Genomic DNA, 19,986 nt, shown 5'->3' on the forward strand with positions numbered 1-19,986 from the left:
TGATCCCCACGAACGAAGGCGCCCGCGGGCGCCCCAACGCCATGTCCGCATCCTCCAACGCGCCCACGCCCAACCCTCGGCGCGTCATCCCCATTGCCGCCGAGCCGCCGGCCGAGGAGGCCGTGTCGCTGTACGCCGCGAGCAAGAAGATCTACCCGCGCGCGGTGCAGGGCCTGTTCGCGCGCTGGCGCTGGGCCATGGTGTTCGCCACGCAGCTGGTGTTCTACGGCCTGCCGTGGCTGAGTTGGGGCGAGCGGCAGGCGGTGCTGTTCGACCTGGCATCGCGGCGCTTCTACCTGTTCGGGCTGGTGCTGTATCCGCAGGACCTGATCTACCTGTCGGGTCTGCTGGTCATTTCGGCGCTGTCGCTTTTCCTTTTCACGGCCGTGGCGGGGCGGCTGTGGTGCGGCTATGCCTGCCCGCAGACGGTGTACTCCGAGATCTTCATGTGGGTGGAGCAGAAGATCGAAGGCAGCCGCACGGCGCGCATGCGGCTGGACGGCGAGTCGCTCTCGACGGAGAAGCTGGTCAAGAAGGCCTACAAGCACATCGTGTGGATCGCCATCGCCATGTGGACCGGCTTCACCTTCGTGGGCTACTTCACGCCGGTGCGCGAGCTGGGCCTGGCCTTCCTGCAGACGCAGATGGGCTCCTGGGAGGTGTTCTGGGTCTTCTTCTATGCCTTCGCCACCTACGGCAACGCCGGCTTCATGCGCGAGCAGGTGTGCAAGTACATGTGCCCCTATGCGCGCTTCCAGAGCGCCATGTTCGACCGCGACACGCTGATCGTCACCTACGACCCTGGCCGCGGCGAGCCGCGGGCGCCGCGGGGTCGCAGCGTGGACTACAAGGCCCGCGGCCTGGGCGAGTGCATCGACTGCGACCTGTGCGTGCAGGTCTGCCCCACGGGCATCGACATCCGCCAGGGCCTGCAGTACGAATGCATCGGTTGCGGCCAGTGCGTGGACGCCTGCAACACCGTGATGGAGAAGATGAACTACCCGAAGGGCCTCATCCGCTACGACACGGTCAACGGCATGGCCGGCCACTGGAGCCGCGCGCAGCTGTGGCGCCGCGTGCTGCGGCCGCGCGTGCTCATCTACGCCTCGGTGCTCATGCTGCTGGTGGTGGGCATGCTGGTGAGCCTGGTGGCCCGCACGCCATTGAAGGTAGACGTGGTGCGCGACCGCGCCTCGCTGGCCCGCATCGCCGAAGGTGGCCGGCTGGAGAACGTCTACCGCCTGCAGATCATGAATGCCACCGAGCGGCCGCAGAAGTACCGGCTCGCGGCACAGGGGCTGGAGGGCATCGCCGTCTCGCCCGACACGCCGGTGGAGGTCGGTCCGGCCGAGGCCCGCTGGGTGGCCGTGCGGCTGAGCATTCCCTACGGCAGTGCCGCCCCCGGTTCGCACAGCGTGCGCATCGAGGTGGGCGAGGACGGCGGCGGCGCCCATGTGGCCGAGAAGGCCGCCTTCCTGGTGCCGCGCTGACTGCCCGACGCATCGACTTCGCATCCATCACGACGAGGACCTCATGACGAACCCGACGACGCTTGCTTCCGCCTCCCTGGTCGAGCCCTCCAGCGGTCCCTGGTGGCGCCATCCGCTGATGTGGATGGTGGTGGGCGGTCCGGCGATGGTGGTGGTGGCCGGCTTTGCCACGCTGTGGCTGGCGGTGCACAGCCCCGATCCGGTGATCGAGGCGGACTACTACCGCCGGGGCATCGAGATCAACCGCACCCTGGAGGCCCAGCGTGCGCTGACGCCGGCGCAGCAGGCCCGCAACCACGTCACCACGCCCGCACGGAACCTGCCTCCCGCGCAGCCTTGACATGGCGCGTCGCTCACCGGCACGGCCTTCCGCGGCCAAACATGCCCCGCTGCGGCGGGGTCGTCGGCGCCCCGCAACCCAGAAGACGGAGACCTCCCGCATGCTGCGCCAGCCCCACTGCCTGATGGCCATCGCCTGGCCGGCCTTTCTGGCTGCCTGCCTGATGGAGTTCCTGGTCTTCGGCTTCGTCGATCCGGCGGAATTGCGCTGGTTCGGCCATGTGCTGGAGATGCCGCGGCAGGCCATCTACGCGCTGGGCTTTTTCGGCTTCTGGGTCGTGACCATGGTGTGCAGCGCGACCACGGCACTGCTGATGCGCACGCCGGCCCAGGTCAATGCGCAGCCGGGGCCGGGCGGGCCGGCCTGAAGATCCCAGCAATGAAAAAGGGACGCCGTGGCGTCCCTCTCGTCTGCCGATGCGGCGGTCGACTTGCGCGAGCCGGCCGCCGTTCGCGCCTCAGGCGCAGACCGTGGGGTTCACCATCCGCCGTAGCGCCTCCGCATCGAGGATGCGCACATGCCGCTGGTTCACCTCCACGATGCCGTCGTCGACGAACTTGGACAGGGTGCGGCTCACCGTCTCGAGCTTGAGGCCCAGGTAGCTGCCGATTTCCTCGCGGGTCATGCGCAGCACCAGCTCGGAGGCCGAGAAGCCGCGCGCATGCAGGCGCTGCACCAGGTTCAGCAGGAAGGCGGCCAGGCGCTCCTCGGCGCGCATGCTGCCCAGCAGCAGCATCACGCCGTGCTCGCGCACGATCTCGCGGCTCATGATCTGGTGCACATGGCGCTGCAGCGCCGACACCTCGCGCGACAGTTCCTCGATGCGGTCGAAGGGCATCACGCAGACCTCGGAATCCTCCAGCGCCACGGCGTCGCAGGTGTGGCGGTCGTTGACGATGCCGTCCAGGCCGATGATCTCGCCGGCCATCTGGAAGCCGGTGACCTGGTCGCGGCCGTCCTCCGAGGTGATGCGGGTCTTGAACACGCCGGTGCGGATGGCGTAGAGCGAGACGAACTGCTCGCCGTTGTGGAACAGCAGTTCCTTGCGGCGCACCTTGCGGCGCGTGGCGACCAGCGAATCCAGTCGCTGCAGTTCCTCCGGCGACAGGCCCACGGGCATGCACAACTCGCGCAGGTTGCAGTTGGAACAAGCGACTTTGATGGATTCTGGGGTCATGGTGTGTCCGACTCTGTAGGGTGGGGGACGGCCCGACGCCTCGCTCGTGGGGTCTGTGGCGTCCGAAAGCTCCCGTGTCAGTCATTCTCCGACAGCGATCAACTTTCTGTTTGATGTGGATCAAGCGCCGATCATGGCTTCGAACGCACATTAGAGGCAACAACCCTGGCGCTGCTGTGCCCTCCTGCTGCGATGAGTTCCCTGCCCATCCCGTCCTCCTGCGCGGCCGAGCCCGCGGTGCTGTCGACGTCGCTGCTGCGCCGTTTCGACGTGCCGGGCCCGCGCTACACCTCCTACCCGACCGCCGACCGCTTCGTGGAGGCCTTCGGCCCCGCGGAGTATGCCCAGGCCCTGGTCCAGCGCCGCGAAGCGGCCGGCGCCCGTGCGCTGCCGCTGTCGCTGTACGTGCACATCCCGTTCTGCGAGTCGCTCTGCTACTACTGCGCCTGCAACAAGATCATCACGCGCCACCACGAGCGCGCAGCCGAATACCTGCAGGACCTGTTGTGCGAGCTGCGGCTGCAGGTGGCCGAACTCGGCCGGGGCGAGCCGGTGAGCCAGCTGCACCTGGGTGGTGGCACGCCCACCTTCTTCAGCGACGAGGAGCTGTCCACCCTGATGACGGCGCTGCGCGAGTCCTTCGACTTCCTGCCCGGCGCCGAATGCTCCATCGAGGTCGACCCGCGCACGGTCGATGAGCCCCGGCTTGCGCACCTGGCGGCGCTGGGCTTCAACCGCCTGAGCTTCGGTATCCAGGACTTCGATGCGCAGGTCCAGAAGGCGGTGCACCGCATCCAGCCCGCGTCCGAGGTCTTCGCGCTGATGGCAGCGGCACGACGGCTGGGCTTCGCTTCGATCAACGCCGACCTGATCTACGGTCTGCCGCGGCAGAACAGCACGTCCTTCGAGCGCACGCTGGCGCAGGTGGTGGAGCTGCGGCCCGACCGCATCGCCCTGTACGCCTACGCCCATCTGCCCGAGCGCTTCAAGCCGCAGCGCCGCATCCTGTCGCAGGAGCTGCCCGACGGCCCCACCAAGATCGACATGCTCTCGCGCGCCATCGGCGTGTTCGGCGAGGCGGGCTACGTCTACATCGGCATGGACCACTTCGCGGTGCCGGAGGATGCCCTGGCCGTGGCAAAGCGCCAGGGCCGGCTGCACCGCAACTTCCAGGGCTACAGCACCCAGCCCGACTGCGACATCATCGGCCTGGGCGTCTCGGCCATCGGCCGCGTCGGTGCCAGCTACAGCCAGAACGCCAAGACGCTGGAGGACTACCGCGACCGCCTGCAGCAGGGCCAACTGCCCGTGGTGCGCGGCCTGGCCCTGGGCCGCGACGACGTGGTGCGCCGCGCGGTCATCATGGCCATCATGTGCCAGGGCCGCATCGACTTCGAGGCCATGGGCGCCGCCAATCTGGTGGACTTCCGCCAGTACTTCGCGGCCGAGCTGCAGGCGTTGCAGCCCCTGGCGGAGCAGGGGCTGGTGCGCCTGGATGCGCGGGAGCTCGAGGTCACGTCGGCCGGCTGGTACGTGGTGCGCGCCATCGCCATGGTGTTCGACCGCTACCTGCAGGCCGACCGCGCACGCACGCGCTTCTCGCGCATCATCTGACGCGGGTGATGGACGCCTCCGGTGCGCTCGCGGTGTCGGCCCTGTTGCTGGGCCTGACGGGCGCGCCCCACTGCGCCGTCATGTGCGGGCCGGCCTGCGCTGCGCTCGTGCCGCCGCGTCCCGTGCAGCGCGAGGCTGTGCCGCTGGTGCGCGTGGATGCCTCCGGGCCAGGCCTTGCTGCGGCGCATCGCCCGGCCGCGCCATCCGTGGCGTTTCAGCTGGGGCGGCTGCTCGGCTATGCCGCCGCCGGCGCGGTCGTGGCCGCGGCGTTCGACACGTTGGCATGGCTCCGGGATGGCATCTCTCTGTTGCGGCCGGTCTGGGTGCTGCTGCACGCGGGCATCCTGGCCTGGGGCATGGTGCTGGCCATCGCCGGGCGGCAACCGCTGTGGGCATCGCGGGTCGGGGCGGCCACGTTGCGCCGGCTGCGGCCGCTCGCGGCCAGCCCGGCGCGCCGATTGCTGCTCGGCGCGGCCTGGGTCCTCATGCCCTGCGGCATGCTCTATTCGGCCCTCATGCTCGCCGCCTTGGCGTCGCAGCCGCTGCAGGGCGCCCTCGTGATGGGCCTGTTCGCGCTGGGGGGCGCGGCGGCACTCAGCGGCGTGCCCTGGCTCTGGCATCTGCTGCGGCGCGGACCGGATGGCGCCCAGCCCGCCTGGGCCAGCCGCATCGCCGGGGTCCTGCTCATGGCCGTCGCGGCCTACGCGCTGTGGACAGACCTCCAGCACGACATCGCGCGCTGGTGCGCCTGAACCGGCCAACCGGCATCGGCCAGCCGCCGTGGTCCGGACGCTGAGTCAAATCTTCACGGTTCATCACCTTTTGTCGGCTATGGGCTGCTGACGAGACCGCCTGTCAAGAAGTTTCTTGGGCGCCAAAGCACTTCGGAATACCTTCGGAAGGAGTTTTCAAGTCAGGGGTGGCCGGTGCTGGTGCAGCGCGGGACCCGCCCTGCCACCCCACCATCCAGGCTTCAGGAGTCCACGCGCCCGCCATGTCGACGCCTCCTTCGACAACCCCTTCCATCTCCTCCGATCCGCTCGCACACGGCTGGCTGCGAGCGCGTGACGTGGGCCGCCGCGCCGGTCCGCACAACCCGGGCGTTCTGGGTTGAAGCCCTTCCATGTGCAGCTGCGCCTTCTCCCCATCCATCTGGCCGCTGTGGCATGCGTCTACGTCGCGGGCCTCGTGCCGAGCGCTGCCCAGACGATCGCGGGCGGAGAGCTCCGGGTGCAGCCGATGAGCCGCTTCGAGGCGGAACAGGCGCGGCTGCGCAGCCAACTGGAGCAGGGGCCACCCACCTACATCGACCGGGTCATGGACGACACCCCGCCGGGGGCCGGCGACGCGGAGAACTCGTCGGCCGCCGAGGCACCCGAGGGCGTGCGCGCCTGGTTGCTGGAATCCCGCGCGGGCTGGGGCCGGTCGGCGGCCACGGGGTCGGGCACCTCGCGGGGCGCCGAGGCTGGCATCCGCGCCGAATACCGGCGCGAGACCCTCAATCTGGGGGATTGGTCCCTGCAGTTCGACGGCCGCGCCTACCGCGGCGATCCCGAGGCGAGCCTGTACGGCGCCGGCACGCTGGGCATGTCGAGCGAGCCCAGCGGCGGCCGGTTCACCCTGCGGGTGCTGGGACTGCCGCTGACGCCCCGGTGCTTCGCCGATGTCACGGTGGGCGACTTCCATGCCGAACGCACCGACGGCCTGCTCCGTCACGATCGGCTGGCCTTCGGCACCACCCCGTTGCGGGGCGCGTCCGTGCGGCTCATCGACGACGGGGGCGAGTGGCGCATGGGCAGCGGCCAGCGCGGCTGGATGGTGGGCGGACCTTACCCCGCCTTCGAGCGCAGCCAGGGCAGCCGCAGCTGGCTGGGGACGACCCGCAAGCTCGATGGCGACCTCTTCGCCGCCCTGCAGGTCGAGCAGGCCAGCGATGTTCCTGCCTACTACACCGACAGGCTGACCGGCCAGGGCACGGGCAGCAAGGATGTGCGCAGCATGGCCGCATCGGTCGGGCGCAATCCGTGGCCACTGCGCGAGGGCGACCTGCGATTGCGCGCCACCCTGGTCGCCAGCAGCGTCGGCACGCGCACGGCCGGCGTCGCACAGGGCAGCGCGGCTGGCCTCTTCGGCGAGGGTGCCGTGCGGCTCGGCGGCGTCCGGCACAGCTTCAGCGCCTATGCGGCACAGCCCAACCTGCATTTCGGCGATGCGCTGCTGTGGACCGGCACCCGCGGCGGTCACTGGCGGATCGACAGCAGCAGCGCCAGGCTGAGCTGGGGCGCGGGCGTCGATGCCGACCGCTCGCCGCTCGACCCAACGCGCGCCGGTGCAGACCGCTCACGATGGGCCTACACCGCCAACGCGCAATACGTGGCGGCCCGGGACACGCTGCTCGGCGGCAACATCCAGGCCACCCGGGTCCGCAGCCTGAGCGAGGCCGACCCGTCGGGCGTAGGCCTGGCTGGCGCTTCCGACCCGGCCCTCACCCAGCGCAGCATGGCGGCCACGGTCTTCGCCCAGACACGCTTCGCCAACCTGCCGCGCAGTCGCCTCGCCCTGACGGTGCAGCGCAACCGCTATGTGGCGGCGCAGAGCGATGCCGCCACTGGGCAGGAGCTGTCCTGGGAGCAGGACTGGTTCGACGCCCGCAACGCCGGCCGTGCGATGCAACTGACCACGACGCTGGGCTACGCCCGCGACGAGGGCCGGGCGGCCACCCAGCGCTATCCCACGGCCGGTGTCCAGTTCCGGCAGAGCCTGGGCGGCACACTCGATCTGCAGGGAAGCCTGCGCTACACCTCCCGCAGCAGCAACCTGTCGGCCAGCCGCGGGCTGTCGGGCAGCGTGTCGCTCGACAAGGCCCTGGCCGCCGGCTGGCGCATCGGCGCGATGCTGAGCCTCAACCAGGCGCGTTCGGCGCTGGTGCCCGCGGCATTCGATGCACCGCAGGTCTATCGCAGCAACGACAAGTCGGTCTACCTCTATGTCCGCTGGCAAGGTCAGGCCGGACAGGCCTATGCGCCTTTGGGCGAGCGCGGCCCCGGGGGCGCCGGCAGCGGCGACATCGAGGGCCGCGTGTTCCTCGATGCCGATGGCGACGGCCTGCCGGGCGCGGGCGAACGGGGCGCCCGCGGCGTGGAGGTCGTCCTCGATGGACGCTACCGGACCACCACCGATGGCGACGGCCGCTTCGCCTTTCCCACGGTCGCCGTCGGTCGGCACCAGATCAGCGTGGCGACCGAGAGCGTGCCGCTGCCCTGGTCGGACGCGGGTGCCGCCCAGGCCGTGGACGTGCCCTTGCGGGGCACGGCCCATCTCCGTATTCCCCTGGCCAGGGAGGCGCCATGAGCGCCGGCCCGGCCACCCCTTCACCACAACAGAGAGGATCCCCATGACATCGAAGCATTTGTCCTTGCGCCACCTGCTGGTCGGCGCGCTCGCCGGCCTGGCGCTGGTGAGCGGCACGGCGCTGGCCGAGTCCACCTATGGCTACAACGCGGCGGGCAGCGGCACCGTCACGGCCACGGCGCGCGTCAACCTGTCGGTGACCGTGCCCAAGTTGATCCTGCTGCGCATCGGCAGCGCCAACACGACGGTCGACACCCTGTCATGGACGTCGACCTACAGCATTCCGGCGACGCCCACGGTCCCTGTGGCAGGCAACAACACGGCCGTGGCCTGGGACGCCAATGCGCCGACGGTCACGGCAGGCACCAACCCCGGCGCGCTCACGGTCAGCGCCTGGACCAATGCCGGGGCCGGCACCATCAACTGCTCCGTCGCCGCCTGGAGCCCCGCTACGGGCGGGCCGGCCAATGCCAACTTCGCCGTCACGGCCACGGGGACCCTGCCACATCCCGGCGCGACGCTGGGCGCCTGCGCGTCGACCAGCTTCACGAGCAACACGCTGGCCACGGGCACCTGGGCCTATGCGCTGGGCGGCACGGCGTCCAGTTGGACGGCTGGCGCGTACACCACCACGGTGACGTACACCGCCACGGGGGTGTGACCAGCATGCGAATCTCCACGCACCGCCGCACGACGCGCCACGCGCGTTGCCCACAGGACCTCCCGATCCGCTCATCGGGCACGCAGAAGGCCCGCGACGGCGTCCTTCTTCCTGCCATCCGGCTCTGCGCCGTCCTGGCTGCCACGGTCGCCACCGCCTTCCCGGCGGCGGCCGAATCGACCTATGGCTACAACAGCGCCGGCACGGGCACGCTCACGGCCACGGGCCGGGTCAACCTCTCGGTGACCGTGCCCAAGCTCATCCTGCTGCGCGTCGGCGCCGCCAGCACCGTGCAGGCCAACCTGGGCTGGACGCCGTCGATCAGCATTCCCTCGGCGCCGACCACGCCCGCCACCGGCAACAACACGGCCGTGCCCTGGGATGGTGCCGCGCCGACGGTCGCGGCCGGCACCCAACCGGGCAGCTTGACCGTGGCGGCCTGGACCAACGCTGGCGCCGGCACCATCAACTGCGCCGTCAGCACGTGGGTGCCGGCGACGGGCGGGCCACCCAATTCAAGCTTCACGGTCACGGCGACCAGCTCGCTGTCGCACCCGGGGGCCAACCTGGGCGCCTGCGCCTCGACCTCCTTCGGTAGCAATGCACTGGCCAGTGGCACCTGGGCCTATGTGCTGGGCGGCACGCCGGCCAGCTGGAATGCGGGCAGCTACAGCGCGACCGTGACCTATACCGCCTCCGGCGTCTGAGGGCCCCGCGGTGCGGCTCGGGCGGCAGAGCAGGGCAGGCGGGCCGGTGCGCGTGCGCATCGGCGCCGTCCTGCTGGGATGGCTTGCGCTGGTGGCTTGCCCGTCGCCGGCGGGCGCCGTGGTGCTGACGACCTACCTCTCGGTCTCGGAGGGCATCACGCTGAGGGTGGGCTCGGCGGGCGGGACGATCGACGAGGTCCGATTCGATGTCAGCAATGCCAACGTGGCGCCCAGCCCCGGCGTCATTGCCGGCGCAGGCGCGGGGGCCATCGCCATCACGGTGTCGGCGGACAAGGGCAGCCTTTTCGGCCCCACCGTGGCGACGCTCACCGCGTCCTCGTCGGCGGGGCTGCCCTGCATCACGCCGGCAAGCTGCGGATCGACGGTGATCCCGTTCTCCGCCATCAGCTGGGTGTCGGCCAACCTCGACACCGGCACCAATGCGGGCAACGACATCCAGAGCGGCAGCTTCGACGGCTCCGCGAGCCAGCAACTGGCGCAGTTCGCGCTGCCGGGCCTGTTGCAGACCCTGTTCCTGGGAAGCAGCCGCACGCAGATGACCAATACGCTGAGCTTCAGCTATGCCAACGGCACCCTGTATCCGGCGGGCAGCTACCGCGGTCGCGTCACGTTCACGGCGACGATGAACTGACCATGGGGCGTGCACCCTTCGGCCGAGCGGGCCGGCTTCTGCTGCTGACGTGCCTGTTGCTGGCTGGGACTCCGCCGGTCCGGGCGGAGCGTCTGGACGATTCGAGTTCGCCCCGTGCGCGCGTGCAGGCCACGCTGGACCTGGGCGCCCGCGAGCCCGGCGCACCTTATGCCTGGGTCACGTTCCGCGGTGTCGAGTACCGCCTGGCGACTGCCGCCTACGTCGGCCGGCGCGCACGGATCCACCACGTGATCCCGGCGTTCGTCAGCGGACTGCGTTCGCCCGCCGGCCTGCGCGTCGAATGGTCGGGTGGTGGCGCCTTCGCCAGCGGCTCGGCAATGGCCGGCGACCGGCGACTGGTCTGGGCGGGGGTGGTGCCGGGCCCATGGATGGTCGAGCGGCTCGACCTCCGGCTGAGGCTGGACCTGCGCGAATGGCGGCCCGTCGCGGGACGGCCCTTCGACGTGGAGAGTTATTTCGACATCGAGGTGATGCCATGACAAGTCTTTCCAGGGCGCGCGCACGCCCCGCCGCGCCGCGGATGGCGCCGGTGGCCGCCGTGCGGACCCTGCTTCGTGCCGCGCTGCTGGTCGCGGGCGCCGTGGCCATGCCCGTGTTTGCCGCGCCCTTCGAGCTGGGTGCGGCGCCCTCCCGCTACGAGCTGGCGTCCAAGCCCGGCGACCGCGTGGGCCAGGTCCTCGACCTGCAGAACATGGGCAATGCGACGACCGACCTCACGTTGCGCACGCTCGACTGGACCTACACGGCCGAAGGCCAGATCGGCTATCACGACGAACTGCTGCCCGGCAGTTGCCGGCCCTGGGTCACGCTGGAGCGCCGGAGTCTGAAGCTCGGGCCGATGGAAAAGCGCAGGTTCCGCTTCCAGATCGACGTGCCGCCGGACGCGCCGCGCCAGGAGTGCCGCTTCATGATCGCCATCGAGGGCGTCGAGCCCGCCTACCAGGCCCTCGTGCGCGAACAGGGCCTGAACCTGCGCCTGCCCGTGAGCGGGCGGATCGCCGTGGCCGTCTATGTCGCAGTGGGCGGGGCCGCGCCCCGGCTGGTGCTGGAGAGCGCTGGCATGCGAGAGCAGCAGGGCCGGCGTCAGCCGGTGGTGGTGGTGCGCAACGACGGCGATGCCCATGGTCGCCTGAGCGGCTCGCTCGACGCGCGCGGCGCGGACGGGCGCCAGCAGGAATGGCTGGCCGAGGGCACGCCGGTGATGCCCGGCCAGACGCGGCAGTTGCTGCTGAGCCCGCGGCCGGAGGAAGGCCTCGTGCCCAAGTCGCTTCCCTTGCCGGTCAGGACCACCGGCCTGCTCGATTGGGAGGAGGGGAGCTTCCGCGTGGAGGCGGAGTTCCGGTGAGTCCGCGACGCGGCGCGGCCTGCCTTGTGCTGCTGGCTGCCTGCGCGGCCGGCGCGGCCGGCGCGGGTGCCGCCCGCGCCGAGCAGGTCAGCGATGCCACGAGCCCCTACAGCGCGTCCGCGCGCCTGGATTTCCGCATCGACGTCGGCAAGTTCGTCTACCTGCGCGTCGGCCCGGCCGGCGCGGGATTGGCGACGGTGGCCTTCAGCCTCGGCGCGACGATCCCGGCGGGTTCCGCGGCCGCCACCAACGGCAACAACAAGAGCGTGTCGTGGAGCGGGGCGGCGCCCGGCTACGGCGTGACGGCCAGCAACAACGTGCTGCCGGTCGAGGTGGCCAGCAATGCCGGCACGGTGAGCCTGCAGGCCTCCGTCATCTCGGCGCTGAGCAGCGGCAGCGCCAGCATCGGCATGAACGGGATCGCCATCGCTTCTGACAATGCCGGATTGCCGGCACCGCCTGTCCCCGCGTCGGGATCGGGTGCGGCCGTCACGGTGGCGGGCACGGCATTCGGCAACCTCGTCACGCAGCGCAGCGCCAACTGGACCTTCAGTCTGGGCATGCCGGGCATGCCGGCCGCCGGCACCTACAGCGGACAGCTCGGGTTCACCGCCAGCGTTCCCTGAGGCGCAGCCTCAGGCGCTCAGCCCCTTCCACAGCATGTAGGCCGCCAGCACATACAGCACGCTGGCGAAGACGCGCTTGAGCTTCTTCACGGGCAGTGCATGGGCGGCGCGCGCGCCCAGGGGTGCCATCAGCACGCTGCACACGGCAATGACCACCAGCGCCGGCAGCCAGATGTAGCCGAAGGCGCCCTGCGGCAGTCCCTGCACCGACCAGCCGCTGGCGATGTAGCCCACCACGTTGGCCACGGCGATGGGAAAGCCCAGCGCCGCGCTCGTCGCCACCGCGGCATGGATCGCCACGTTGCACCAGGTCATGAAAGGCACGCTGATGAAGCCGCCGCCCGCGCCGACCAGGCCCGAGATGAAGCCGATCAGCCCGCCCGCCGCCAGCTGGCCGCCAGTGCCGGGCATCTGCCGGCTGGGGGCCGGCTTCTTGTCCAGGAACATCTGCGTGGCCGAGAAGCCGACGAAGAGCGCGAAGAAGATGGCCAGCACCGAGCCCTTGAGCAGCGCGAACACACCGAGGCTGCCCACCAGGCTGCCGATGACGATGCCGGGCGCCAGGTGCCGCACGATGTCCCAGCGCACCGCGCCGCGCTTGTGGTGCGCGCGCACGCTGCTGATGGAGGTGAACATGATGGTCGCCATCGAGGTGGCGATGGCCATCTTGACCGCCAGGTCGGCCGAGGCGCCGCGCGTGCTCATGATGTAGGTGAGGAAGGGCACCATCAGCATGCCGCCGCCAATGCCCAGCAGGCCGGCCAGGAAGCCGGCGCCCAGCCCGAGCAGGCCGAGTTCGACGATCAGCAGGGGTTCGATGCTCATGGAGTCTCCGGGTGTCGTGATGCGTGCGGTGCAGGGCCCGCGTGTGCTTCGGGGAAGGGCACACATGACAACGGCCCCGTGGAGGGGCCGTTGAAGGAATAGGTGTCTGCGAATGCGACCGGACCGTCATCCTGAACGCAGGGTTCAGGTGGGCGAGGGCAGCAAGGCATTGGGTTCATCTGACGCGAGATGATCACGCTTGCCAGGCGATGTACCAAGCCCGGGCTCCATAGAGCATTGGTTCAAGGAAATATAAAGCCCGGCGGCACCGCAGACGAGGCCATTCTATGCGTCGGTTGCGACCGGTCTGCAGTGTCCCATGCGCCGTGTTGGCCTTGTTGCGCGTGGCTTGCAAGGCAGCCCGAGACGTGCGTAAACGCCGCCGCGCTACAGCAGCAATCCGTCGCCGGCCAGGGCCTGGTCGAGGCGGCGGATGAGCTGCGCTGCGCGCTCGGGATCGCCTTCGTCCATCGCAGCCGGTGAGGGTGTAGGCGCAGGCGCCGATTCGTGCTGGATCAGGTCGTACGCCAGGTTGAGGGCGGCCAGCACGGCGATGCGCTCGCGCGCCTTCACCTTGCCGGCGTCGCGGATGCTGCACATCGCCTCGTCCACCCGCGCCACGGCCTCGCGCAGGGCGTGCTCGCCATCGTCGGGGTTGGCCAGCAGGTAGCTCTGGCCCATGATCCGGACTTCGATCTGATTCATGGCGCGGCGGAGGTGGATGTGGATGCGTCGGCGTCGGAGGCCGGCTCGGCCGGCAGCCGTTCCAGCATGGCGTCGATGCGGGTGCGGGCCGTTGTCAGCCGGGCCCGCAGCGCGTCGCGCTCGCGTGTGAGTGCATCGACCTGCTGCACAAGCAGCGCATTGGTGCGCCGCATTTCCTCGTGGCGGACGAGCAGCCGTTCCACGCGCTCGGCGATCTGATCGATGGGGCTCGGTGCAGACATGGTCGGCGATTGTAGGGGCCGGCCTGTCGGCGTCTGCCTACAATGCGCGCCGTTGTTGGTGCTCGCGACGCGGTTCGCGCGTCGCAGTTCAACGGGAAGCAGGAGCCCGCGCGCATGCCAGCGCGCAAGGCCGGCACCGGGATCGAACCCTTTCGCCCCTCGGCAGGAAGCAGGATCGGACCGACGCCGGCCACCGGCAAGCCTGCGCTGCCCCCGCAACGGTGAAGCAGCCGGCGCATGTCTCGTCCATGCGCCACGTCGTCCAAGCAAGCCACTGGAGATCGTCGACACGCGATCCCTGGGAAGGCGGCCGGCGCGTGCTGCCAGCCCGGATACCGGCCAACACAGGCGGCGGCCGCGCGCCCTCCACAGGAGCGCGGCCGCCATGACGTCCCATCGCCGGCGGGGAGGCCGGCCAGGGACATGCTTCACGGAGCTTCGGCTTCCACACCATGATCGTCCGCGTTGGTTCTTCCGCGCGCGCCTTGTCGCGCACCTGTCCCCTGTCTTCCGTGGCTGCAGCCATGACCCTTCTCGCGCCGCTGGGCGCGCTGGCCCAGACGGCAACCCTCCAGGAAACCGTGGTCACCGCCACCCGTGTCGAGCAGCCGCTGTCCGAGCTGGTCTCCGATGTGTCGGTGATCGATCGCCAGGCCATCGAGAACAGCGGCGCCACCGGCGTGGCCGACCTGCTGGCACGCCTGCCCGGCGTGCAGATCTCGCGCAACGGCGGGATCGGCAACACCACCAGCGTGTTCCTGCGTGGCGCCGAGACGCGCTTCACCGCGGTCTACCTCGATGGCGTGCGCATCGACTCCCAATCCACCGGCGGCGCCGCCTGGGAGTCGCTGCCGCTCGGACAGATCGACCGCATCGAAGTGCTGCGCGGCCCGGCCGCGGCCGTCTACGGCTCGGACGCCATCGGCGGTGTGGTGCAGCTGTTCACCCGCCGCGGCGAAGACGGCTTCTCGCCCAGCGTGAGCGTGGGTGCGGGCAGCCGCGGCCTGCGCGATGCGCAGGTGGGCCTGTCGGGCAAGTCCGGCGCCTTCGACTACTCGCTGGGCGCCGGCTACACGACCACGCGCGGCTTCGACGTGCGCACGCCCAACATCAACCACAACCCCGACGACGACCTCTACCGTGCGACCTCGGGCAATGTGCGGCTGGGCTGGCAGATCAACGCGCAGCACCGCATCGAGGCCACCGTATTGGAGAGCGAGACCACGTCGGGCTACGACGCCACCTCCGGCACCGGCTACCGCCTGGCCACGGCCACCGACGACCGCAACCTCTACCACCTGCGCACGGCGGGCCTCAGCTGGACGGCCCAATGGACCGAGCACTGGAAGACACTGCTGCAGGTGACCGACAGCAACAGCCGCTACGAGACCACCTCGGCCCGCATCGCGGCGGGCTATGCCGGCTACCCGAGCACCACCTACATCACCGACACCCAGCTGCGCGGCTACCTGCTGCAGGCCGAAGGCAAGTACGGCCCGCACCGCTTCACGGCCGCGCTCGAGCGCCGTGAGGACGAACTGCTCAACCCCTCGCTCACCGACTGGCGCAAGACCCTGAACCGCGACCGCGCGCAGGACGCCGTGGCCCTGGGCTACGGCTTCCACCAGGGTGCGCACACGGTTCAACTGAACGTGCGCCACGACGACGACAGCGAGTTCGGCGGCAAGACCACCGGCAGCGCGTCCTATGGCTACGAGTTCGTGCGCAACTGGCGCGTCACGGCGGCGGCCGGCACGGCATTCCGTGCGCCCACGCTGTACCAGCGCTTCAGCGAATACGGCGACGCCAGCCTCAAGCCCGAGACCGGCCGCAATGCCGAGGTGGGCCTGCGCTACGGCGATGGCCGCACCAACGCCAGCCTGGTGGTCTACGAGAACCGGGTGCGCAACCTGATCGTGTTCAGCAGCACCAGCACGAGCTGCGCCTCGCTCTTCGGCTGCTACGCCAGCGTGGGACGCGCGGTGTACCAGGGCGCCACGCTGGCCGCCGACCATCGCTTCGGCGACCACTTCACCCTGCGCGGCTCCATTGACGTGCAGGACCCGAAGGATTCCGAGACCGGCCGCCAACTGCCCCGCCGTGCCAAGCGCTATGCCACCTTCGGCGGCGACTGGACGCAGGGCATCTGGACCGTGGGGGCCGAGGTGCAACTGGCCTCGCGCCGCTTCGACGACACGGCCAACAAGATCGTGCTGGCCGGCTATGGCCTGCTCAACCTCTACGGCAGCGTGCAACTGCGTCCGGACCTGCGCCTGGTCGCGCGCCTGGACAACGCCACCGACAAGAACTACATGCTGGCCAACAACTACGCGACCGCCGGCCGCACGGCCTACGTCGGCCTGAAGTGGACGCCGCGCTGAGCGACAGCGTCCGCGGAACCGCCACCTGCGCCGCGGTGCTGGTGGCGGCTCCCGCCTCGGGCCAGGGCAAGACCACCGTGGCCGCGGCCCTGGCGCGGCTCCACGCGCGGCAGGGCCGGCGCGTGCGGGCCTTCAAGTGCGGGCCCGATTTCCTCGATCCGCAATGGCTGGCACTGGCCAGCGGCGCGCCCGTGCATTCGCTGGACCTGTGGATCACGGGCGAGGCCGATGCCCGCGCCCGGCTGCACGTCGCGGCGTGCGAGGCCGACCTGATCGTGGTCGAGGGCGTGATGGGCCTGTTCGACGGCGAGCCCAGCGCGGCCGACCTGGCCCAGCGCCTGGGCCTGCCGGTGCTGGCCGTGATCGATGTTGGCGCCATGGCCGGCACCTTCGGCGCGCTGGCGCATGGGCTGCAGAGCTACCGCCCGGGCCTGCCCTGGGCCGGCGTGCTGGCCAACCGCGTGGCCGGCGAGCGCCACGGCGAGATGCTGCGTGGCTCATTGCGCGATCCGGCGCACTGGCTGGGGGGGCTGCCGCGCAGCGCCGACTTCGGCCTGCCCGAGCGGCACCTGGGCCTGGTGGCCAGCGCCGAGCTGGACGACGGCCTGGCCCGGCTGGATGCCGCAGCGGACGCACTGGCCGCCACGCCGATGGGGCAGGGCGGCCTCGCGGCCTTGCCGCAGGTCGACTTCGCGGCGCCGCCTGCAGCCGCGCCCGTGCCGGCGCTGCTGGCGGGTCGCACCATCGCCGTCGCCCGCGATGCGGCCTTCTGCTTCCTGTACGCCGCCAACCTCGACCTGCTGGCGCAGCTCGGCGCGCGGCTGGTCTTCTTCTCGCCGCTGGCGGGCGACGCCTTGCCCGACTGCGATGCGCTGTGGCTGCCGGGCGGCTATCCCGAGTTGCATGCCCAGCGCCTGGCCGCGCGCACAGACCTGCGCGAAGCCCTGCACGCGCATGTGGCGCAGGGCCGTGCGATCTGGGCCGAATGCGGCGGCATGATGAGCCTGTTCGACGAACTGGTGGACAAGGAAGGCCGCAGCCACCGCCTGTGGGGCCTGCTGCCCGGCCGGACCGTGATGCAGCCGCGCCTGGCGGGCCTGGGCTCGCAATGGCTCGCCATCGACGGCGGGCTGCTGCGCGGCCACACCTTCCATTACTCGCGCTGCGAGACGGCGCTGGCGCCCCTGGCGCGCAGCGCGCGGCCCGGTGCCGAGCCCAAGGCCGATGCTGGCGAGGCGCTGTATGCGCAGGGGCCGGTGCGGGCCAGCTACTTCCACGCCTGGTTTCCCTCCGACCCCGTGGCTGCGGCCCGCCTCTTCGACGGCCGGCCCCTGCTGCGAACATCGGCCTCCCGATGACCGACAACGCCCACGAATTCATCCTCGGCGGCCAGAAGAGCGGCAAGTCGCGCCGCGCCGAATCCGCGGCCGGCGACTGGCTGGCCGGCGCGCCCGGGCGGCGGGCCGTGCTCATCGCCACCGCCCAGGCCTGGGACGCCGAGATGACGCAGCGCATCGCCCGCCATCGCCAGGAGCGGGCCGAGCGCGTGCCCGGCCTCGAGACCGTGGAAGAGCCGCTGCGCCTGCCCGAGCTGATCGGCGCGCTGAGCCGCCCGGACACGCTGCTGGTGGTCGACTGCCTCACGTTGTGGCTGACCAACCTGCTGATGCCGCCTGAGCTGGACCCGCAGCGCGCCGCGCTGCCCGACTGGCGCACCGAGGCCCTGCTGCTGGTGGAGGCGCTGTCGCGGGCGCCCGGGCCCGTGGTGCTGGTCGGCAACGAGATCGGCCTGGGCGTGATCCCGTTGGGCGAAGAAACCCGGGCTTTCGTCGACGCGCTGGGCCAGCTCAACCAGCATGTGGCCGCCGCCTGCCGCCGCGTCACCCTGATGGTGGCCGGCCTGCCCCTGACCGTGAAGGACAACGGATGACGACCTGGCCCCTCCTGCGCACCGGCCGCGCCCTGCGCGCGGCCTTTGCCGCGTTGCTGCTCGCCGCCGCCGCGCCCGCCCTGCTCGCCGCCCCGGTGGAGGTGGTGGACGAACGCGGCGCCACCGTGCGCCTCGCCCAGCCGCCGCAGCGCATCGTGACGCTGCTGCCCTCGCTCACCGAAACCGTCTGCGTGCTTGGCGCCTGCGAGCGCCTGGTGGGCGTGGACCGCTATTCCAACTGGCCGGCGCCGGTGCGCAACCTGCCGCAGGTCGGCGGCGGCATCGATCCCAATGTCGAGGCGGTCGTGGCCCTGAAGCCCGACCTCGTGCTGCTGGCCAAGTCCTCGCGCGTGGTCGACCGGCTGGAGGCCCTGGGCCTGAAGGTCGCGGTGCTGGAGCCCAAGACCCAGGCCGACGTCGAGCGCGTGATGGCCAAGGTCGGCACGCTGCTGGGCCAGCCGGGTGCGCCCGCGCTCTGGCAGCGCCTGCAGGGCGAGCTGGACGCCGCCGCGCAGTCCGTGCCGGCCGCGCGCCGGGGCCAGCGCGTGTACTTCGAGGTCAACAACGGCCCCTACGCGGCGGGCGAGAGCTCCTTCATGGGCGAGACGCTGGCCCGACTGGGCGCCCGCAACATCGTGCCGGCGGCGATGGGGCCTTTTCCCAAGCTCAACCCCGAGTTCGTGGTGCGGGCCGATCCGGAGCTGATCATGGTCGGCGTGCGCAGTGCCACTGGCATGGAGCAGCGCCCTGGCTGGGCCGGAATCCGCGCCGTGCGCGACGGACGCATCTGCCGCTTCAGCGCCGCGCAGGCCGACGTGCTGGTGCGCCCCGGCCCACGCATGGGCGAGGCCGCGCGCCTGATGGCCGACTGCCTGGCCGGTCGGCCCCTGGCCGAGTGATGGCCCTCCACCTTCAGCAGGGCCGCCGTGCCCGGGTGCTGACCCTGGCCTTGCTGCTGGCGGCCATGCTGCTGGGTGCGCTGGGCGCGGCCGTGGGCAGCACCGGCGTCGAGCGCCTGTGGCAGCTGGCCGACGACCCCATCGCCTGGCAGATCGTGCGCGACATCCGCCTGCCGCGCACCACCGGCGCCTGGCTGGCGGGCGCGCTGCTGGGGCTGGCGGGTGCCGTGGCACAGGGCCTGTTCCGCAACCCGCTGGCCGATCCCTGGCTGCTGGGCAGCGCCTCGGGCGCCGGCCTGGGCGTGGCGCTGGCGCTGGGCGCCATCGGCGGATCGCCCGCCGCGGCGGCCTGGGGCGTGCGGCTGGGTCTCACCGGGGCGGCCTTCGCGGGCGCCGTGGCGGCCGTGCTGCTCACCCTGACCCTTGCCCGCGGCGCCCAGCACACGCTGCGCCTGCTGCTGGCCGGCGTGATCGTGGGCATGGTGCTGGGCGCCATCAAGGACCTGTTCACGCTGTCCTCGGCCGACATCCTGCAGGCGCTGGTGGTCTTCATGCTGGGCAACACCGCGCTGGTGGGCTGGAATGCCTGCGCCATCATGGCCGTCGCCCTGGTGGGATGCCTGATCGCGGCGCGGCTGCTGGCGCCTGTGCTCGATGGCCTGGCCCTGGGCGAGGCCACGGCCGCCAGCCTGGGCCTGCCGCTGCCGGCCATGCGGGCCGCGCTGGTGGCGGTGCTGTCGCTGGCCACCGGCGCCGCGGTGGCGCAGACGGGGCTGATCGCCTTCGTCGGCCTGGCGGCGCCGCACTTGGTGCGCTCGATCATCAAGACCACGCATGCGGGGCTGCTGATGCTGTCGGCCTTCATGGGTGGCGCGCTGCTGATGGCAGCCGACCTGCTGGCGCGGTGGCTGATCGCGCCGCAGGAGCTGCCGGTGGGCGTGCTCACCGCCGTGCTCGGCGGCGGGTACCTGCTCTTCCTGATGCACCGACGCTCGCGCGGGAGCGGCCGATGAGCGGCGC

The 19,986-nt window shown here is 71.2% G+C and carries 21 protein-coding genes and 1 riboswitch; of the genes, 17 read left to right on the forward strand and 4 right to left on the reverse strand.

Annotation, left to right across the window (positions count from 1 at the left end; translation table 11 throughout):
* Positions 1-41 precede the first annotated feature (41 nt).
* From ccoG to KBC94_RS20960, 3 genes are all read left to right on the forward strand, one after another.
* The gene (gene ccoG / locus KBC94_RS20950) at positions 42-1,490 is read left to right on the forward strand and encodes a cytochrome c oxidase accessory protein CcoG (protein ID WP_294374630.1); all 1,449 of its coding nucleotides are present in this window, start codon (positions 42-44) and stop codon (positions 1,488-1,490) included.
* 43 nt (positions 1,491-1,533) lie between these two features.
* Entirely contained in the window at positions 1,534-1,830 is a 297-nt protein-coding gene (locus KBC94_RS20955; protein WP_294374632.1) for a FixH family protein, read from the forward strand.
* A gap of 100 nt (positions 1,831-1,930) precedes the next feature.
* Positions 1,931-2,197 carry a hypothetical protein gene (locus KBC94_RS20960; RefSeq protein WP_234193989.1) on the forward strand — a complete coding sequence of 89 codons (267 nt, stop codon included), beginning with the start codon at positions 1,931-1,933 and terminating at the stop codon, positions 2,195-2,197.
* Between the two features lie 90 nt (positions 2,198-2,287).
* Here the strand turns inward: KBC94_RS20960 and fnr are convergent, their stop codons facing one another.
* A complete protein-coding gene (fnr, locus tag KBC94_RS20965) occupies positions 2,288-3,007 on the reverse strand; it encodes a fumarate/nitrate reduction transcriptional regulator Fnr (RefSeq protein ID WP_234193990.1) in 720 nt (239 codons plus the stop codon).
* 192 nt (positions 3,008-3,199) lie between these two features.
* Between fnr and hemN the strand changes: the two genes are divergently transcribed.
* From hemN to KBC94_RS21010, 9 genes are all read left to right on the forward strand, one after another.
* Positions 3,200-4,621, forward strand: coding sequence for an oxygen-independent coproporphyrinogen III oxidase (gene hemN / locus KBC94_RS20970; RefSeq protein ID WP_294374636.1), 1,422 nt, complete (start codon positions 3,200-3,202; stop codon positions 4,619-4,621).
* 44 nt (positions 4,622-4,665) lie between these two features.
* A complete protein-coding gene (locus KBC94_RS20975; RefSeq protein WP_294374639.1) occupies positions 4,666-5,373 on the forward strand; it encodes a sulfite exporter TauE/SafE family protein in 708 nt (235 codons plus the stop codon).
* Positions 5,374-5,860: 487 nt separating this feature from the next.
* Complete coding sequence (locus KBC94_RS20980; RefSeq protein ID WP_294374641.1) at positions 5,861-7,972, forward strand: hypothetical protein; 2,112 nt, start codon at positions 5,861-5,863, stop codon at positions 7,970-7,972.
* A gap of 43 nt (positions 7,973-8,015) precedes the next feature.
* Positions 8,016-8,633 carry a hypothetical protein gene (locus KBC94_RS20985; RefSeq protein WP_294374643.1) on the forward strand — a complete coding sequence of 206 codons (618 nt, stop codon included), beginning with the start codon at positions 8,016-8,018 and terminating at the stop codon, positions 8,631-8,633.
* 5 nt (positions 8,634-8,638) lie between these two features.
* Complete coding sequence (locus KBC94_RS20990) at positions 8,639-9,340, forward strand: hypothetical protein (protein WP_294374645.1); 702 nt, start codon at positions 8,639-8,641, stop codon at positions 9,338-9,340.
* Positions 9,341-9,386: 46 nt separating this feature from the next.
* On the forward strand, positions 9,387-9,992 hold the full coding sequence (locus tag KBC94_RS20995) for a hypothetical protein (RefSeq protein WP_294374647.1): 606 nt from the start codon (positions 9,387-9,389) through the stop codon (positions 9,990-9,992).
* 2 nt (positions 9,993-9,994) lie between these two features.
* Complete coding sequence (locus tag KBC94_RS21000) at positions 9,995-10,492, forward strand: hypothetical protein (protein WP_294374650.1); 498 nt, start codon at positions 9,995-9,997, stop codon at positions 10,490-10,492.
* Positions 10,489-11,358: a hypothetical protein gene (locus tag KBC94_RS21005; protein ID WP_294374652.1), complete on the forward strand. Its 870-nt coding sequence runs from the start codon at positions 10,489-10,491 to the stop codon at positions 11,356-11,358. Before KBC94_RS21000 ends, KBC94_RS21005 begins: the two co-directional genes overlap by 4 nt.
* A gap of 26 nt (positions 11,359-11,384) precedes the next feature.
* Positions 11,385-11,984, forward strand: a complete 600-nt coding sequence (locus KBC94_RS21010; RefSeq protein ID WP_294374655.1) for a hypothetical protein — start codon at positions 11,385-11,387, stop codon at positions 11,982-11,984.
* Between the two features lie 9 nt (positions 11,985-11,993).
* Here KBC94_RS21010 and KBC94_RS21015 read toward each other — a convergent pair whose 3' ends face one another.
* The 3 genes from KBC94_RS21015 to KBC94_RS21025 form a co-directional block, all read right to left on the reverse strand.
* Positions 11,994-12,809: a sulfite exporter TauE/SafE family protein gene (locus tag KBC94_RS21015; protein ID WP_294374657.1), complete on the reverse strand. Its 816-nt coding sequence runs from the start codon at positions 12,807-12,809 to the stop codon at positions 11,994-11,996.
* Between the two features lie 387 nt (positions 12,810-13,196).
* The gene (locus KBC94_RS21020) at positions 13,197-13,514 is read right to left on the reverse strand and encodes a cell division protein ZapA (protein WP_294374660.1); all 318 of its coding nucleotides are present in this window, start codon (positions 13,512-13,514) and stop codon (positions 13,197-13,199) included.
* Positions 13,511-13,756: a hypothetical protein gene (locus KBC94_RS21025; protein ID WP_017758338.1), complete on the reverse strand. Its 246-nt coding sequence runs from the start codon at positions 13,754-13,756 to the stop codon at positions 13,511-13,513. Before KBC94_RS21025 ends, KBC94_RS21020 begins: the two co-directional genes overlap by 4 nt.
* A 165-nt stretch (positions 13,757-13,921) precedes the next feature.
* Positions 13,922-14,092, forward strand: a riboswitch (cobalamin riboswitch).
* Positions 14,093-14,280: 188 nt separating this feature from the next.
* Between KBC94_RS21025 and KBC94_RS21030 the strand changes: the two genes are divergently transcribed.
* From KBC94_RS21030 to KBC94_RS21050, 5 genes are read left to right on the forward strand one after another with little or no spacing between them, the layout of a single operon-like run.
* Positions 14,281-16,137, forward strand: a complete 1,857-nt coding sequence (locus tag KBC94_RS21030; RefSeq protein WP_294374671.1) for a TonB-dependent receptor — start codon at positions 14,281-14,283, stop codon at positions 16,135-16,137.
* Entirely contained in the window at positions 16,122-17,495 is a 1,374-nt protein-coding gene (locus KBC94_RS21035) for a cobyrinate a,c-diamide synthase (RefSeq protein ID WP_294374673.1), read from the forward strand. The genes KBC94_RS21030 and KBC94_RS21035 overlap by 16 nt, the downstream gene beginning before the upstream one ends.
* On the forward strand, positions 17,492-18,067 hold the full coding sequence (locus tag KBC94_RS21040; protein WP_294374674.1) for a bifunctional adenosylcobinamide kinase/adenosylcobinamide-phosphate guanylyltransferase: 576 nt from the start codon (positions 17,492-17,494) through the stop codon (positions 18,065-18,067). The genes KBC94_RS21035 and KBC94_RS21040 overlap by 4 nt, the downstream gene beginning before the upstream one ends.
* The gene (locus KBC94_RS21045) at positions 18,064-18,966 is read left to right on the forward strand and encodes an ABC transporter substrate-binding protein (RefSeq protein ID WP_294374677.1); all 903 of its coding nucleotides are present in this window, start codon (positions 18,064-18,066) and stop codon (positions 18,964-18,966) included. Before KBC94_RS21040 ends, KBC94_RS21045 begins: the two co-directional genes overlap by 4 nt.
* Positions 18,966-19,979 carry an iron ABC transporter permease gene (locus KBC94_RS21050; RefSeq protein ID WP_294374680.1) on the forward strand — a complete coding sequence of 338 codons (1,014 nt, stop codon included), beginning with the start codon at positions 18,966-18,968 and terminating at the stop codon, positions 19,977-19,979. The genes KBC94_RS21045 and KBC94_RS21050 overlap by 1 nt, the downstream gene beginning before the upstream one ends.
* The last annotated feature ends 7 nt before the right edge of the window (positions 19,980-19,986 follow it).

The organism is Pseudacidovorax sp. (assembly GCF_017991995.1).
Classification (GTDB): Bacteria; Pseudomonadota; Gammaproteobacteria; order Burkholderiales; family Burkholderiaceae_C; genus Xenophilus.